This is a genomic window from Amycolatopsis albidoflavus, assembly GCF_039525725.1.
Lineage (GTDB): Bacteria > Actinomycetota > Actinomycetes > Mycobacteriales > Pseudonocardiaceae > Amycolatopsis > Amycolatopsis albidoflava.
Map to the genome: position 1 here is coordinate 281,103 of NZ_BAAAHV010000016.1, position 16,157 is coordinate 297,259.

14 protein-coding genes are annotated in these 16,157 nt (G+C 69.1%); 10 read left to right on the plus strand and 4 right to left on the minus strand.

Annotation, left to right across the window (positions count from 1 at the left end; genetic code table 11):
- Positions 1-71: 71 nt before the first annotated feature.
- Both ABD156_RS27420 and ABD156_RS27425 read right to left on the minus strand, forming a co-directional pair.
- Positions 72-2,189, minus strand: a complete 2,118-nt coding sequence (locus ABD156_RS27420) for a 2Fe-2S iron-sulfur cluster-binding protein (protein WP_344279726.1) — start codon at positions 2,187-2,189, stop codon at positions 72-74.
- Positions 2,190-2,296: 107 nt separating this feature from the next.
- A complete protein-coding gene (locus tag ABD156_RS27425; RefSeq protein ID WP_344279729.1) occupies positions 2,297-2,872 on the minus strand; it encodes a CGNR zinc finger domain-containing protein in 576 nt (191 codons plus the stop codon).
- An 83-nt stretch (positions 2,873-2,955) separates the two neighbouring features.
- Here ABD156_RS27425 and ABD156_RS27430 point away from each other — a divergent pair, with 83 nt between their 5' ends.
- Together ABD156_RS27430 and ABD156_RS27435 are read left to right on the plus strand one after the other, a co-directional pair.
- Positions 2,956-4,110 carry an epoxide hydrolase family protein gene (locus ABD156_RS27430; RefSeq protein WP_344279732.1) on the plus strand — a complete coding sequence of 385 codons (1,155 nt, stop codon included), beginning with the start codon at positions 2,956-2,958 and terminating at the stop codon, positions 4,108-4,110.
- Positions 4,111-4,183: 73 nt separating this feature from the next.
- Positions 4,184-5,620, plus strand: coding sequence for an alpha/beta hydrolase (locus ABD156_RS27435; RefSeq protein ID WP_344279735.1), 1,437 nt, complete (start codon positions 4,184-4,186; stop codon positions 5,618-5,620).
- 3 nt (positions 5,621-5,623) lie between these two features.
- Here ABD156_RS27435 and ABD156_RS27440 read toward each other — a convergent pair whose 3' ends face one another.
- Complete coding sequence (locus ABD156_RS27440) at positions 5,624-7,489, minus strand: FAD-binding monooxygenase (protein ID WP_344279738.1); 1,866 nt, start codon at positions 7,487-7,489, stop codon at positions 5,624-5,626.
- Between the two features lie 133 nt (positions 7,490-7,622).
- On the opposite strand from ABD156_RS27440, the gene ABD156_RS27445 reads away from it, so the two are divergent.
- The 4 genes from ABD156_RS27445 to ABD156_RS27460 are packed head-to-tail and all read left to right on the plus strand — an operon-like array spanning position 7,623 to position 10,946.
- Positions 7,623-8,279 carry an IclR family transcriptional regulator gene (locus tag ABD156_RS27445; RefSeq protein ID WP_344279740.1) on the plus strand — a complete coding sequence of 219 codons (657 nt, stop codon included), beginning with the start codon at positions 7,623-7,625 and terminating at the stop codon, positions 8,277-8,279.
- Positions 8,280-8,316: 37 nt separating this feature from the next.
- Positions 8,317-9,321: a D-cysteate sulfo-lyase gene (gene cuyA / locus ABD156_RS27450; protein WP_344279743.1), complete on the plus strand. Its 1,005-nt coding sequence runs from the start codon at positions 8,317-8,319 to the stop codon at positions 9,319-9,321.
- Positions 9,318-9,995: a cysteate racemase gene (cuyB, locus tag ABD156_RS27455; RefSeq protein WP_344279746.1), complete on the plus strand. Its 678-nt coding sequence runs from the start codon at positions 9,318-9,320 to the stop codon at positions 9,993-9,995. The genes cuyA and cuyB overlap by 4 nt, the downstream gene beginning before the upstream one ends.
- Before the next feature lie 12 nt (positions 9,996-10,007).
- A complete protein-coding gene (locus tag ABD156_RS27460) occupies positions 10,008-10,946 on the plus strand; it encodes a GNAT family N-acetyltransferase (protein WP_344279749.1) in 939 nt (312 codons plus the stop codon).
- Here the strand turns inward: ABD156_RS27460 and ABD156_RS27465 are convergent.
- Positions 10,933-12,069: an FAD-dependent oxidoreductase gene (locus ABD156_RS27465; RefSeq protein ID WP_344279752.1), complete on the minus strand. Its 1,137-nt coding sequence runs from the start codon at positions 12,067-12,069 to the stop codon at positions 10,933-10,935. The two genes, ABD156_RS27460 and ABD156_RS27465, sit on opposite strands and share 14 nt — an antisense overlap.
- A gap of 182 nt (positions 12,070-12,251) precedes the next feature.
- Between ABD156_RS27465 and ABD156_RS27470 the strand changes: the two genes are divergently transcribed.
- The 4 genes from ABD156_RS27470 to ABD156_RS27485 all read left to right on the plus strand — a co-directional run bounded on the left by ABD156_RS27470 (position 12,252) and on the right by ABD156_RS27485 (position 16,155).
- Entirely contained in the window at positions 12,252-12,536 is a 285-nt protein-coding gene (locus ABD156_RS27470; protein WP_344279755.1) for an alkylmercury lyase, read from the plus strand.
- A gap of 146 nt (positions 12,537-12,682) precedes the next feature.
- On the plus strand, positions 12,683-13,225 hold the full coding sequence (locus ABD156_RS27475) for a TetR/AcrR family transcriptional regulator (RefSeq protein ID WP_344279758.1): 543 nt from the start codon (positions 12,683-12,685) through the stop codon (positions 13,223-13,225).
- Positions 13,226-13,412: 187 nt separating this feature from the next.
- Positions 13,413-14,852, plus strand: a complete 1,440-nt coding sequence (locus ABD156_RS27480; protein ID WP_344279761.1) for an aldehyde dehydrogenase family protein — start codon at positions 13,413-13,415, stop codon at positions 14,850-14,852.
- 25 nt (positions 14,853-14,877) lie between these two features.
- Positions 14,878-16,155: an aminotransferase family protein gene (locus ABD156_RS27485; RefSeq protein ID WP_344279764.1), complete on the plus strand. Its 1,278-nt coding sequence runs from the start codon at positions 14,878-14,880 to the stop codon at positions 16,153-16,155.
- Positions 16,156-16,157: the final 2 nt, after the last annotated feature.

Genomic DNA, 16,157 nt, shown 5'->3' on the forward strand with positions numbered 1-16,157 from the left:
GTTCGCCGCCTTCCAGGTCGATGACAACGGCGTGAGCGGTTGACGCGATCGAGCTGGCAGTCGTCGATGAGTTACCGCGGGTCGTCTTCGATTTCGATGACGACCGCCGAACGAGGGCAGCTGACGCAGGCGAGCACATAGCCGTCCGCCAGCTGTCGCGGCGTGAGGCAATTCGGCTGTTTCGTCGCGACCTCCCCGGAACGCAGCCGGACCAGGCATTCGCCGCAGTTTCCGACGGTGCACGAATACGGCATCGGCAGCCCGGCGGCGAGACCGGCGTCGAGCAGCGTGTCCCCAGGTTCGACCGTGGCCGAGCCGACGTTCTCGACCACCATCTCCTGCGGTTCGGTGCTCATGTCCGCCGGATCGACAGCACCGCTGGTGTACCGCTCTTCGTGGAATCGCCCCTCCGGCACACCCAGTCCGGCGACCACCCCGCGGGCCATGGCCATCAGCGGCTCGGGCCCGCAGACGCAGTACTCGACCGTCGGAGAAGCGTCGCCCAGCCAGCGGCGCAGCAACTCCTCGTCGATCCGCCCGCGTTCGCCCGTCCAGCCGGAGTCCGGACGCGACAGTACGTGCGTGATCCGCAACCGTCGCGGGTGCCGTCGCCGCAGCCGGGCCAGTTGAGCGGCGAAGATGGTTTCCTCCTCGGACCGGCTCGCGTACAGCAGCGAGATCCGGCTGCGGCCCGGCCGCGAAAGCCGCGTGCGCAGGACGCTCATCATCGGCGTGATTCCGCTGCCCGCGGCGATCAGCACCAGGTCGGCGCGCGGATCGGGACGGAACGAGCCGGACGGGCCGCGCACCGACAGGCGGTCGCCGACCTGCAGGCGGTCGTGAAGGTAAGAGGAGAAGCGGCCGTCGCCGACCCGTTTCACGGTTACTTCGAGCCGCTTCGTTCCGGGGACGCCCGACGCGGAGTAGGCCCGGCGCACCGGCTTGCCGTCAAGATCGGCGACAAGCGTGAAGAACTGGCCGGGACGGAAATCGAACCGCGCCCCGTCCTCCAGTGCGACGGTCACCGCCTGCGGGGTTTCCCGGCGGATTTCGGAAACGCGCACAGTTCGCAGCGGACGGCCGGGCTCCGGTGCGGAATCGGCGTAGCCTTCGGCATGGAGTTGGCTGCGATAACCCCGGTTGATGCCGAATCGGATCAATTTCGGGAACCTCGCGATAAAGGCGAGCAGGAAACCCGGCGGCGCACCGGCCGCGGTGCCGAGTGACGCGTGTTTCACCGCCAGCGCCATCAGATCCGGCACCTCGGCGCGGTCGACGTGCGCCTCTGGATGCCACAGTCGCGAGCGTTCGATTGCCTCGCTGGCAACCAGTTCGGCGTTCGTCACGTCGATCAGCAATGCGGCTTGGGGGAGATTTCCGCGCAGGGAAAGGGGTTCCAGCAGGACCGGATCGTTGGTGAGGGATGCGGTGCCACGCAGCTGCAGGACATCGGTGCGTCCTGGGACAAGTGCGGCGAGGGCGAGATCCGGTTCCTGGAGCAGATTGCGGGAGGTGTCGGCTCGTTTGTTGCCGTTGCGGTCCGGCAGCAGAATGGTGCGGCCGTCGACGGGGTGCGCGAAACCGGGGTGGTCGCCGCGCGGGCTGGTGTCGCTTCCGCCTGCCGCGTCGCCGGTGGTGAGGATCAGAAACGGGGCGCGGGCGAGGAAATCGGCGATATCGGGTCGCGCCAGCGGGCCGTCGGTCATCGCGGGGGCCGGCGGCGCGGCGCGCGCTGGTCGTGGTTGCCAGAGTTTGGAGCGGAAGACGCAACGTCCACAGTGGACGTACACCTCGTTGATGTGCACCGCCGTTTCGCGGCGGTCTGTCGCCGCGACGATTCCGTTGAGCCGCAGGGTTTCGCCGATGCCAGGCAGGAGGATCACGAAGGAAATGCCGTGGCCGATCGCTGGTGCCGGGGCGTTGGCGGGCAAAGCGAAGGAGATCTGCGTGGGGGAGCGGGCGTGCAGGAAGCCGGGAGATCCGCCGACGAACGTGCTGTGCCGGGCGCCGTCGGCGGTTCGGTAGCCGCAACCGGCGAAGGGGGAGCGCGCGAGGATCGTTTCGCAGCCTTCGCCGAGGTGGTCGAGCTGCTTCAGCATGATCGCCGCGCCGGGGCGGCCGATGGCGGCTTCCAGCTCCTCGACGGTGGTCATCCGGCTGGCCGCAGTCGCCAGATTTTCGCTGGTCATAGCTCTATTGTGAGCTTTAGCTCGGGTCTTCGGCTACTCGCTTTCGCAGCCGCCCGAAGCCGGTGCTCAGCGCGGATCAGCCGTGCTGGTTGCTCACATTCCGAGGGTCACTCCGTTGCTTTGGCGCCCTTGCGCTGGTTGGCGTTGAAGCGCGCCTTCTTCTGCCGGTTCCCGCACGTGTTCATGTCGCACCAGCGACGGGTGCGGCTCTGGCTGGTGTCGAAGAAAGCGGCCTGGCAGGTCGGCGAGGCGCACAGGGCCAGTTTTCCGTCGCGTTCGCCTGAGATGACGCTGATCGCGTCGGCCGCGATCACGCCAAGGGCGTCCTCGACAGCGGTCGCGGAGCTGAGTTGCCACCGTCGCTCGCCGTCAGGTGTCAGGACGGCTGCGGCGCGGCCCTGGGCGCTTCGGTCGTTGATGACCTGGACGGCGGACGCGGGAAGGGCCTCGTCGAGTGCGGCCGCGGTCGCGGCGGCGTGAATCGACTCCCGCAGTTCCTTGGCGAGTTCGAGCTGGTCAGCGGTGCAGGAGTCCACGGCGAGACCGCTCACCGCCAGCCAATCGACGAGTCGCTGCGGCACCGGAATGCGCTCGACGGCATCGCCGCGGCGCTCGGTGAGGGTCGCGGTGAAACTCGTCGCGAGCACGGTGCCGAGGCGGAAGTCGGGGAACGCGGAAGGCATGGAACCAGCTTAGCCGGTTGCGTTCGGACGCGGGCGGCTGCTAGAACCGTCTTAGCCGGTTCCAATCCGACCGAGGAGGACTCATGACCGCGCTGACCAGCGAAGTACACGCGTTCGAAGCCCGTGCGACCGACGCTGACCTCGACGATCTGCGGGCTCGGCTGGCCGCGGCGAGGCTTCCGGAGGCCGAGACGGTGCACGGATCCCGCCGATGGGACCAGGGTGTGCCGCTCGCTGATCTGATCGATCTCGTGACCTACTGGCGCACCGAGTACGACTGGCGGGCGTTCGAGGAGCGGCTGGACCGGATCGGCCAGTTCCGCACGACCATCGACGGCCTGGGTATCCATTTCCTGCACCGCCGGTCCCCGCGCGCGGACGCGACTCCGCTGATCTTGACGCACGGGTGGCCGGGCAGCGTCGCGGAGTTTGTCGACGTGGTGGACGAATTGGCGGACCCGGACGACGCCGGCGCGCCGGCGTTTCACGTTGTGGCGCCGTCGTTGCCGGGCTTCGGGTACAGCGACAAACCGACCACTACGGGCTGGGGGACGGAAAAGATCGCGGCCGCGTGGGTCGAGTTGATGGGGAGGCTCGGGTACCGCGAGTTCTTGGCGCACGGCGGTGACTGGGGCGGCAATATCACCACGGTTCTCGCCGGCCGGTTCCCGGAACGGGTTCTGGGTGTCCACACCTTGTTCGCGGAAGGGCCGCCCGGACTGTCGACGGACGGGCTGACGGCGGACGAGCGCAGGTGGACCGAGGAGACCCGGCACTTCTGGCGGCATCGCGCGGCGTACGCGAAGCAGCAGGCCACCAGGCCGCAGACCATCGGGTACTCGCTCGTCGACTCGCCGGTCGGGCTGCTTGCCTGGCTGGTGGACAAGTTCGCGGAGTGGTCGGACACCGAGGACAGTCCATTCGAGACTATTTCCCGCGATCGCGTGCTCGACGACGTCACGTTGTATTGGCTGACCCGGTCCGGTGCGTCGGCGGCCCGGATCTATTACGAGAGCCACAATTCGCTGGATCCGGAGCTCCGGGTGGACGTTCCGGCGGCCGTCGCCATGTATCCCCGCGACACCGAGAAGACCCCGCGTCCTTGGGCGCGGGAGCGGTTCCGGCAGATCGTCCGCTGGCGGGAGCCGGAACGGGGCGGGCATTTCCCGTCGCTCGAGGTGCCGGGGTATTTCGTCCGGGATCTGCGGGAGGGGCTCGCCGCCGTGCTGCGGGGGTGACAAATGGCAGGGGTCCGGCGCGCCGTCGGCTGGTGTGGTGAATCAGCAACTCCGATCCGCAGAGGAGAGCTGAATGCGAAAGATCATGCCGGTCGCGCTCGCGGTCGCGGCGGTGGTGTCGGTGGTGTCGGCGGCGCCCGCGTCGGCCGGGCCGTTACGGTGGGGTGCCTGTCCAGGCGGTGGTCAACTGCCTGGCCTGCAGTGCTCGACGGTGGCCGTTCCGCTGGACTACCGGCATCCGGACGGGCGGAAGATCGACATCGCGGTGTCCCGGCTGTCCGCGGCGAAACCGGAGAAACGGCGCGGCGTGCTGCTGGTCAATCCCGGCGGTCCGGGTTTGGCGGGGTTGCGCGTCCCGGTGGTGCAGCCGTTTCCGCAGGCGGTGCGGGACAGCTATGACATCGTCGGATTCGACCCGCGCGGGATCGGCTCCAGCGCGGGCCTGACCTGCGGACTGAACGACGCGGACAAGGCGCTCGCGGCCAACCCGCCTTATCCGCACAATCCGGCGGAGGTGGCGAAATCCGCCGCGCTGGCGGAGCGGATCGCCCAGCAGTGCACCAGTTCGGAGACTGCCGATCTGCTGCCGTTCATCACCACCGCCAACACGGCGCGGGACATGGACCGAGTACGGGAAGCCTTGGGAGAAAACAAGATTTCCTACTACGGGGAGTCGTATGGCACCTATCTCGGGGCGGTGTACACGACCTTGTTCCCGGAGCGCAGCGATCGAGTTGTGCTGGACAGCAGCTTGCCGCCGGAGGGATACGACGTCGAGGCGTTGCGGGCGCAAGGCATGGGTTTCCAATTGCGGTTTCCCGACTTCGCGAAGTACGCCGCGAAGCATGACCAGGAATACCGCCTCGGCACCACTCCGGCGGCGGTGACGGCGAAGTACTATGAGTTGGCCGATCGGCTGGACGAGAAGCCGGAGTCCGGGTTCGACGGGACGGCGTTCCGAGGCTTCACGTCGGGGGAGCTTCGGAATGACAGCAGCTTCAAAGAGCTTGCCACGTATTGGCATCTCCTCGACACGCACCAGCCGCTTCCCGGATCCGTCGCGGCGAAGGCGGGGGATCGCGGCAGCTTCCCGGTCGGCTACCTCGGGGTGATCTGCGGCGATTCGCAGTGGCCGACGTCGGTGCGGACGTATCAGCGCAACGTCGAGGTCGACCGGGCGCGGTATCCGATGTACGGCGCTTACGCCGCCAATATCCGGGCGTGCGCGTACTGGCCCGCGCCAGTGGAGAAGAAGGTACGGATCACCGGCGATGGACCGGCTGACGTGCTGATGGTGCAGAACCTCCGCGACCCGGCGACGCCGTTGCCCGGGGCCTTGCGCACGCGATGGGCGCTCGGCTCCCGGGCCCGGATGGTCACTGCCGACCAGGGCGGACACGTCGCTTATGGCGCCGGCGCGAACAACTGCCTGAACGACACGACGACGGCGTACCTGGTCGGCGGGGACTTCCCGGCGCGGGACCGCTTCTGCCCGGCCGAGCGTTCCTGACGGCTACCCGGCGCTGAAGATCGGGGCGAAGAACGCGGCCAGCTCGGCGGTAGCGGTGAGCGGGAGGACGTTCGCGACGTACTGGTCCGGCCGGACCACTACGACCGCACCGTCCGGCGAGATCCCGCGGGCGGCGAAAATGTCGTCCGCGGGATCTGCCGCGTAAACCTTCTCGTAGTCGATCAGCGAGAAGGGACCGGTGCGGGGCAGGAAGATTTCCGGGACCTCGCCGAGATCGATTTCCTCGTACGGCTGCGGGTAGATCGCCTTCACGTCGAACCAGGCGTCGACGTCCAGATTCTTCGGCGTGTGGGCCACGACCGGGGAGTCCGGGGAATTCCCGAGCCAGTCGGCGAAATCGGCGACCGGGGCGGCGGGTCCGAAAACGTAGACGCGCCAACGCCCGTCGGCTTGCGCGTGATGTCCTAAGTGGACCAGGTTGGCGTCGCAGACCCGCATGGCGGGAGCCGACTTGAAGCGTTTGCCGATCGGGAACCCGGTTGCCAGGTCCTGGTGGTCCGGCGAGGCGATGAGCTCCGAAGGCTGGTAGCACGTCATGAAACCGGACGGGAACTCGAAGGTCTTCACGTAGAACTCTTCCAGTTCCGCCGGATCGGCCAGGTTTTCCGGCCGGGTCGCCATCAGCGTCGACCATTCCTTGTCGAAGTCGATGAGGTTTTTCGCGATCAGCTGGCGTTCCGCGGAATAGGTGGCCAGCAGCGAAGCGGGACCGCGGCCGTCCAGCACGTGGCCGAGTTTCCAGCCGAGGTTGAACCCGTCCTGCATCGAGACGTTCATGCCCTGCCCGGCTTTCGCGCTGTGCGTGTGGCAGGCGTCGCCGGTGATGAAGACGCGCGGCAGCCGGGGGTCGCCGACGGGGACGTCGTCGAATTTGTCGGTGAGGCGGTGGCCGACCTCGTACACGCTGTGCCACGCCACGTTCTTGACGTCCACAGTGTAGGGACGCATGATCGCGTTGGCGCGCGCGATGATCTGGTCGATCGTCGTCTTCCGGACGGCTCCGTGGTCGTCCTCGGACACCTCGCCCAGGTCGACGTACATCCGGAACAGCGCGCCGCCTTCGCGGGGGATCAGCAGGATGTTGCCGCCGTCGTGCGACTGGATGGCGCATTTCGTGCGGATGTCCGGGAAATCGGTCACGGCGAGGACGTCCATCACGCCCCACGCGTGCAAGGCCTGGTCGCCGACGAGTTCCCGGCCGATCGACTCGCGCACCGCGCTGCGGGCGCCGTCGCAGCCGACGACGTATTTGGCTCGGACAACGCGATCCTCGCCGGCGCGCGGGCCGACGGTGTGGCGCAGCGTCACGGAAACCGGATATTCGTCGCCCTCGGTAATGGCCAGCGATTGGAATTCCAGGCCGAAATCGGGAGTCATCCGGCTCGGCGAGTTCGCCATGTACTCGGCGAAATAGTCCTGCACGCGGGCCTGGTTCACGATGAGGTGCGGGAATTCGCTGATCCCGGTGGGGTCGTCGGGCACGCGCGACGACCGGACGATGCGCTTCGGGTCGGCGGGATCGGGCTTCCAGAACGACATCGTGGTGATCCGGTACGCCTCTTCGACGATCCGGTTCGCGAAGCCGAACGCCTGGAAGGTTTCGACGCTGCGCGCCTGGATCCCGTCCGCCTGGCCGACTTCGAGCCTTCCGCCGCGGCGTTCGACGATGCGCGTGGTGACGTCCGGGTACCGGGACAGCTGCGCGGCGGTGATCATGCCCGCCGGGCCGGTGCCCACGATCAGCACGTCGACCTCGTCCGGCAGTTCCGCGGGCCGGTCGATTCCGGTTCCGGCGGCGGGCAGGACGCGCGGTTCGCCGGAAACGTAGCCGTGGTGGTGGAACTGCATAAGTTTCCTCACTTCGCTGTGAAGCACCCTGGGGACCGTGTTCGATAATAGAACTCGTTGTTCAATTATTGAGTACATCGATGCTAAGGTGGGCCGCTCCGGTGCACAAGACCCCGCGGGGAAGGACCGAGTCGTGACGGAAGCCAAGCAAGCGGCCGGGTCGCAGACGTTGTCGCGCGGGCTCACCGCGCTGGAAGTTCTCGCCGAGGCCGACGCGCCGCTGTCGATCGGTGAGCTGGCCTCGCGGCTCGGGCTGCACCGGTCGATCACCTATCGCATCGTGCGCACGCTCGAAGACCACGGCCTGATCGTGCGCGGCGCGAACGGCGAGCTGGAGCTGGGAGCGAGGCTGGCGGCGTTGGCGCGCAACGTTTCCCGCGATCTGCAGTCCACTGCGTTGCCCGAGCTGACCGTGCTCGCGAACGAACTGGGCATGACGGCGTTCCTCGCGACGCTCGACGGCGAGGATTCCGTGGTCACATTGGCCAGCGTCGAACCGCGACAGGCGACAGCGGCGGTGGCGCAGCGGCCGGGCAGTCGGCATCCCATCACCGACGGCGCACCGGGCCGCGCGATCCTGCAGCAGTTGCGCGGGGAAAAAGCGCCGTACGAAACCAGCCATGACGAGGTGATCCCCGGGCTGTCGTCGATCGCGGTGCCGCTCGCGGTGCCCGGACAGCATCCGGCGGCGCTGGCGGTGGTGTATTTGACCGGTCCGGCCGATATCGCCGCGATCGGCGCGCGGCTGGCGCAGGCGGCGCAGGAGATCCGCGCCGAGCTGCATCCGTAGTGGACGCGGTGGACAGCGGCCGGGCCCGGGAAGCACGATGGCGTCCGTGGTACAGACGACGCGCTTCGCCCGCTTCCCGCTCGGACACTTCCCGACGCCGCTCGAACCGCTGGAACGGCTCACCGCGCGGCTGCGCGAACGCCATCGGGACGTTCCGGACCTCTGGATCAAACGCGACGACTGCACCGGATTGGCGACCGGCGGCAACAAGACCCGCAAGCTGGAATTCCTCGTCGGCGACGCGCTCGCGCAGGGCGCCGACACGCTGATCACCCAGGGCGCGACGCAGTCCAACCACGCCCGGCAGACCGCCGCGGCCGCCGCGCGTGCCGGGCTGGGCTGCAAATTGCTGCTGGAACAACGTCAGGTGCGCGACGAGGAGTACGAGAACTCCGGCAACGTGCTGCTCGACGAACTGCTCGGGGCGGAGATCGTCGACCGGGTACCGGCCGGAACCGATATGCCAGCGGCGATGGAGACGGTCGCCGAGAAGCTGCGCGCGCAGGGGCGGCGGCCGTACGTGATCCCGGGCGGCGGGTCGAATCCGATCGGCGCGCTCGGCTACGTCCAGTGCGCGCTGGAGCTGGACGCCGCACCGGTTCCGGTCGACTGGGTCGTGCACGCGACCGGCAGCACCGGTACGCAGGCCGGGCTGGTCGCCGGGTTGCGCGCGGTGCACAGTCCCGCGCGGGTGCTCGGCGTCAGCGTGCGGCAGCCGGAAGCGCGGCAGATCGACGCGGTGCACGGGCTGGCCGCCCGGACCGCCGAGCTGATCGGTGCCGAGGTGTCCCGCGACGACGTGCTGGTGGACGACCGCTGGGTCGGCGAGGGCTACGGCGTGCCGACGCAGTCCATGGTGGACGCGGTGCGGCTGCTCGCCGAGACCGAAGGAATCCTGCTGGACCCGGTGTACTCGGGGAAGGGATTCGCCGGCCTGCTCGGCGAGATCGGGGAAGGCCGGTTCGCGGCGACTGACACCGTCGTGTTCGTGCACACCGGCGGCGCTGTGGGGCTGTTCGGCTACCGGTCGACCTTCCAGTGATCGCGGGCATTCTCGGCGGAATGGGCCCGGCGGCGACCGCGGAGTTCTACGCGAAACTCATCGCGCGGACGGCCGCGGACCGCGACCAGGACCACCTGCGGGTGGCGATCTGGGCGGATCCGACCGTGCCGGACCGGGTCGCCGCTGTGCTCGACGGGAGCACCGACCCGTATCCGGCTTTGCTTGCCGGGACGGAGAAACTCCGCGATCTCGGCGCTTCCGCGATTGCGATTCCGTGCCACACCGCGCATTTCTTCCTGCCGCGGCTGGCTGCGGCAAGTGGGGTGCCGTTCGTGGACATGATCGCGGAGACGGCGAAATTCCTCGCCGGACGCACGGGTCCGGTCGGGCTGCTCGGCACTCGCGGGACGATCGCCGCCGGGCTCTACCAACGGGGCGTGCCCGGGGTCGAGTGGGTGCTGCCGTCCGAAGCAGGGCAGCGGGAAGTCGACGCGGCGGTCGCGGCGGTGAAGCGCGGCGACCTGGCGAGCGGAACGGCGCATTTCGACCGGGCGCTTGCCGACGTTGACGCGCCGTTGACCGTGCTGGCGTGCACGGAACTTCCGCTGGCGGCAAGGCAGGCGTCCGGGGTGCTCGATCCGACGGACCTGCTCGCCGACGCGGTGATCCGCGCCTGCGGCGGAAAACCGGTCGACGCCCGGCCGCCCGCCTGACAGAGTCCGAGAATGACTGATCTGCTGACCGCCGCGGATGTGCTGCTCATGCAGGAGCTCGCGCAGCGAGTCACCGCCGTCCGCCAGGACCTCGTCAACAGCGACGCGGCCTACGGCGAGCTGGCGTGGAACTGGGGCAAGGGGCACGCCGCGCAGGGCGCGAGCTGGGTCCGTCGCCTCTGGTTCGCCGGCGACGACCTCGTCGCGTGGGGCTGGGCGCAACTGCCCCGGAGCGTGCGGCTCAACGACGGCTCAGTCAAAGACGTCACCGGCGCTTATCTGGCCTATCAGGTCCATCCGGATCACGCGGCGCTGGTCGACGAGGTGATCGACTGGTTCGACACCACCGCGGACGGCCTCGAACGCACCGTGCTTCCCGGAGCGGCGGACGAGTTCGGCCTGGAACGCTGGGCAGCGCACGGCTACGGGCCCGATCCGGACAGCCTCGGCGACACCGGATCGTGGACACAGCTGAACGAACGCGACCTCGAGGTGCTCGAAACACCGGTGCTGCCGGACGGATTCCGCTTCCGCACCGCCGCCGAGGCCGGACCGGAGACGGCTGTCCAGGCTCATGTCGATGCCTGGGGCGTCACCGCGTACACGCTGGAAAGCTACGAAGGCGTGCGCGCGACCCCGGCGTACCGCGGCGACCTGCACTTCCTGGTCGAAGCACCGGACGGGACGATGGCGGCGTCCACGATCATGTGGCTCGACGAGGCGAACAAGACCGCCGAATTCGAGCCGGTCGGCACCCACCCGGACTACCGGCGGCTAGGGCTGGGCCGCGCGATGCTCCTGCACGGCATGGACCGCGCGCGGGCAGCAGGCGCTGCCCACGCGACGGTCGCTTGCCTTGGCGCACCTGGACATCCGTCGGCGCGGGGGCTCTATTACAGCGTCGGGTTCAGCGAGATTTCGCGGGACGTGCCGCTGCTCAAGCCGGCGTGAGCGGAGGCTGTCCCATCCGCAGTGCCCCGAACTTCGCCGACGTCCGGACCGCGTCGAAGCCGTAGCCGATCATCGCCGTTTCGTACTCCCGCAGTGCCGGGAGGGGATCGGCACCGGCCTCGGTGAGCTTCTCGGCGAGCAGGTCGGCGTCGCGCAGGGCGATGTTCGCGCCGACGCCGACCGCTGGGCTCATCGCGTGGATCGCGTCGCCGAGCAGGGTCACTGGGGTGGTCGGCCACGGCTCGATCGGCACGCTGGTGCGCATGAAGATGGGGAACAGCGTCTCGGGATCGGCGAGGGACAGCAGTTCGCTCGCTTTCGGATTCCATTCGCGCGCCAAGGAAACCGTCATGTTCCGCAACTCAAGTCCGGTGGCGGCGCGGAGTTCGTCGTCGGAGTACGGCAGCAGTTCGGTGCGGGCGGCGAGCAGGCACATCACGTAATCGCTGGTGTCGGTGAGGCCGGGCAGCGACGCGGGCCGCCGGGAGTGCACCGGGGCGATTCCGACGTGCAGGTTGTCCGGGCCGAGGAGCCCGCGGTAGATGCCGAACCACTCGTCGGGGATGAGTTCGGCGGTTTCGCGGGTGAGCGGGAAGCGGCCGTACATGATGCGGATGCCGGTGTCGACCACGCGTGCGTGCGGCAGGTATTGCCTCCGCAGCACGGAATTCACGCCGTCCGCGGCGACCAGGACATCGGCGGACGCGGTGGATCCGTCCGTGAAGGTCGCGGTGACGGTGTCGCCCACGTGGTAGCCGGTGCATTCGCGGCCGAACTCGACGACGTCGTCCAGCCCGTGCAGGAGGATCTCGCGCAGCGTGAGCCGGTTGATCGAGACATTCCGCTCGACCGGCTCGGGCGGCTGCGTCCCGTTGAGGAAGTTGGCGCGCGACGGCGTCGAACTGGCATCCCACACCGCCTGGCTGAGTCTCGCCGGGAGCAGTCGGTCGAGCGCGTCGAGGCCGTTCGAGTCGATCCGCAGGCGATACCCCTGCAAGCGGCCGACGGCTGAGGCATCGCGTTCGCGGACGGCGACGGCAACCCCGGCGCGGTGCAATCCCTGGGCGAGCGCGAGCCCGCCGACACCGGCGCCGATGATCAGGACGCGAAGTTTTCCAGGCACAGCGAATTCCCCTTCTGGATACGGAGCAAGGGGACGTGCTGGACGCACCGGAGGGGTGCGAGTACGAGCGCTGCGCGCCGCCCGGACTACCTACCGGGCTGTGGCTTTCGACGTCCTGGGGCCACCATAGCTTTTTCCGGAAGCGGATTGTCAAGGGCCGATTTCCGCCTAGGCTGGGTGGCGTGTGCGCGACCGGGCCGGAGATCCGCGGGATCCGGGTGGAACTGCTGACCGCGCCGGACTGCCCGAACGCCGAGGCGGCCCGGTCGCTGGTGGCCGGCTGCCTCGCCGAGAGCGGCCTCGACGCGGCGCTCGTCGAACGCGTCGGCCGTTACCGCTCGCCGACGATCCTGGTCGACGGGGTCGACGTGATGGGGACGGCCGGGTCGGTCGCGGGGGACGCGTGTCGGCTCGATGTGCCGACCCGGGAGCGCGTGCTCGCCGCGTTGTCTTCGAAGCGCGGCTGAATCGGCGCTGCCGCACGGTAAAAGCCTGACCGGAAACCGCTGTTCCCGGCGAGTTGTGCCCGGAATACCGGTGCCGGTCGCGCCGCTCTGGTCTACATTACAGATGTAATGTAGCGTGAATCCCGAACGACGCCGAGGAGGTGCGGATGAGCCGGTCCGGAACCCCGGACGACCCGACCGGGATGAAGCTCGCCCTGCGCCGGGCGGCGGTCGGCGTGGTCGCTTCGGAAGGGCTGCGCGGCCTCACCTACCGCGCGGTCGCCCGGGCGGCGGGCTGCACCACCGGCGCGGTCCAGCACCATTTCTCCTCGATCGACGACCTCCTCCAGTCCTCTTTGGACCTCGTGCTGGAGGAAAGCGCGGAGAACGGCCTGATCGGCGCCCGCACCGGCGTCTGCGCGGACGGTCCCGAGGTGCGCCAGCGGTTCCGGGACAGCGCGGACCTGCAAGTGTTCCAGTATCAGCTGGTCGTGGAATCGGCGCGGCGGCCCGAATTGCGGCCGATCGTCCGGCGGCTCTACGACGGCTATCTCGCCGCGGTCGGCAAGGAACTGCCCGCCGGCGGCGGGCTGGCCCAGCTCGTCTTCTACGCCCTCGACGGAATGTTCCTGCACCAGGTGGCGGATCCGGACGTCGATCCGGGTCCGGCGCTCGAAGCCCTGCGCGGCCTGCTCGCCGCCGCGCGCTAGTCGAACCACGCCCGCACCCCGGCCGCGCACGACGTCGCCGGGGCAGAAGTGTTTCCCGATGTCGTTGCGCTGCAAGAACTTCCCACTGTCCTTTCCGGAATTTCGCCGCCTTCTAGGTGTTGACTTAATCAACACCTAAGGGTCAGACTCGGCGCATCCCGAACCCGCCGACCCGAAAGGCGTACCGATGCCCGACACCGCCGCCGCGACCTTGCTGATCGACGGCCGCTGGCGTTCCGCCCCGGCGACGTTCGACGTCGTCGACCCCGCGAGCCTCGCCGTCCTCGGCCAAGCCGCCGACGCGGGGCCCGAACAGGCGCGGGACGCACTGGCCGCCGCCGCGCAAGCCGCTCGGGGCTGGGCGGACACCGACCCGGAAACCCGCAGCGGCCACCTCCGCGCCGCGGCCGCCGGAATCCGGGCGCGGCAAGGCGCACTCGCCGCGTTGCTCAGCCGCGAGAACGGAAAACCGCTGGCCGAGGCGAACGGCGAACTGGCCGGAGCGGCCCGGATGCTGGAGTGGGCCGCCGAGGAGGGCCGCCGCGCGTACGGGCGGGTCACCCCGGCGAACGCGGCCGGTCCGGGGCTCGTGCTGCGCGCGCCGGTCGGCCCGGTGCTCGCGATCACGCCGTGGAACTTCCCGGCCAGCATGCTGATCCGCAAGGTCGGGCTCGCGCTCGCGGCTGGCTGTCCGGTGATCGCGAAACCGGCCGAGCAGACCCCGCTGATCGCCACCGCGCTGCTGGAAATCGTGCAGGACACCGGGTTGCCCCACGGCGTGCTGCAGTCGCTGACCACCACCCGGCCCGGCGAACTCGTCGGCGCACTGCTGGCCGACCGGCGCCTGCGCAAGGTCAGCTTCACCGGTTCCACCGAGGTCGGACTGGGCCTGCTGCGCCAGACCGGCGACATCCTCCGCCGCACGTCGCTCGAAATGGGCGGGCATTCGCCGGCGATCGTGTTCGAGGACGCCGATCTCGAAGCCGCCGCGGCGGGCGTCGTCGCCGGGAAGTTCTTCAACGCCGGGCAAAGCTGCACGGCGGTGAACCGGCTGTACGTCCACGAAAGCGTCCGCGACGACCTGCTTTCCTTGATCGAAAAGAAAACCGCCGCGCTGAAGGTCGGCCGAGGCGACGCCGAAGGCACCGCCATCGGCCCGCTGATCGACGAAGCCGGGCTGGCGAAGGTGGAAAACCAGGTCACCGACGCGGTCGGCAAGGGCGCGCGCGTGCTCGTCGGCGGCAACCGGTGGACGGATTCCGCGCTGCCAGGCCATTTCTTCGAGCCGACCGTGCTGGTCGACGTCACGCCGGACATGCTCATCAGCCACGAGGAAACGTTCGGCCCGGTGCTCGCCGTCGCTACTTTCCGCACCGACGACGAAGCCGTGGAATTGGCCAACGCCACCGACTACGGCCTCGCCGCTTACGTGTTCGGCTCCGATCTGCGACGCATCTGGCGCACGCTCGACCGGCTCGATTTCGGCGTGCTCGGCGTCAACGATCCGGCACCCGTGCGTCCGGAACTTCCGTTCGGCGGCCAGAAAAACTCCGGCCAGGAACGCGAAGGCGGGGCCGAAGGCATCGACGCCTACACCGAGACCAAAGCCGTCGCTCTGCGGTTCTGAAACCGCTCCCCGAAAGGAATCCGCCTTGACCACCGCTGACCTCGCCGCCGCCGACCAGCGCACCCTCATCCATCCGCACACCGTCATCGGCGCCCCGGCCGAACCCCTCGTCCTCGACCGCGGAGAAGGCGCGCTGCTCTGGGACACCGACGGCAACCAGTACCTCGACGGCACGTGCGGCCTGTGGCAGTGCCCGGTCGGCCACGGCCGCGCCGAACTCGCCGACGTCGCCGCCGAGCAGATCCGCAAGCTGGAGTTCTACTCGTCCTTCGGCGACTACTCCAACGCCCCGTCGATCCGTCTCGCCGAACGCCTGCTGTCGCTCGCCCCGGCCGGGCTGGAACGGGTTTTCCTCACCAACGGCGGGTCGGAGGGCAACGAAACCGCGATCAAACTCGCCCGGCTTGCCTTCCACCACGCCGGTTCGCCGGAACGCACGGTGGTGCTGGCGCGGCACGGCGGTTACCACGGCATGGGCGGCGCGTCGCTGGCCGCGACCGGGATCGAGGGCCTGCGCGCCGGGTACGGCCCGCTGCTGCCGGACGTCGAATGGCTCGGCAAACCGCACGGCCTCGAACACGGTCCACATGCGACAGATCTGCTGGTGGCAGAGCTGGAAAAGCGCATCGAGGAGATCGGTCCACATCGGATCGCGGCGTTCATCGGGGAGCCGGTGCTCGGCGTCGGCGGAATGGTGCCGCCGCCGGAGGGCTACTGGCCGCGGGTGCAGGAAGTGCTGCGGCGACACGGGATTCTGCTGATCATGGACGAGATCGTGACCGCCTTCGGCCGCACCGGGCATTGGTTCGGCAGCGAGCACTTCGGCGTCGAACCGGACATGATCGTCACCGCGAAAGGGCTCACCAGCGGATACATTCCGATGGGTGCGGTCCTCATTGGACGCAGCGTGCTCGAACTCGCCGAGGGCGCGACGTTCCTGCACGGTTTCACCTACAACGGCCACCCGGTCGGCTCCGCGGTCGCGCTGGCGAACCTGGACATCATCGAAAAGGAGAACCTGCTCGAACGCGCCACCGTCCTCGGCGCCCGGCTGCGCGCGCGGCTCGACCCGCTCGCCGAGCTGCCGCACGTGCGCGAGGTGCGCGGCGTCGGCCTGATGCTCGGCATCGAGTTCGCGGACCAGCCCACCGCGCCGGTGCAGGCGGGCTGCCGCGCGGACGGCGTGGTGGTGCGCGCGTCCGGGACCAGCATCGTGCTGTCCCCGCCGCTGGTGATCACCGAGGACCAGATCGACACTTTGGCCGACGTGCTGTGCAAGCACGTCGCGGCCGCGGCGAGCTGAAC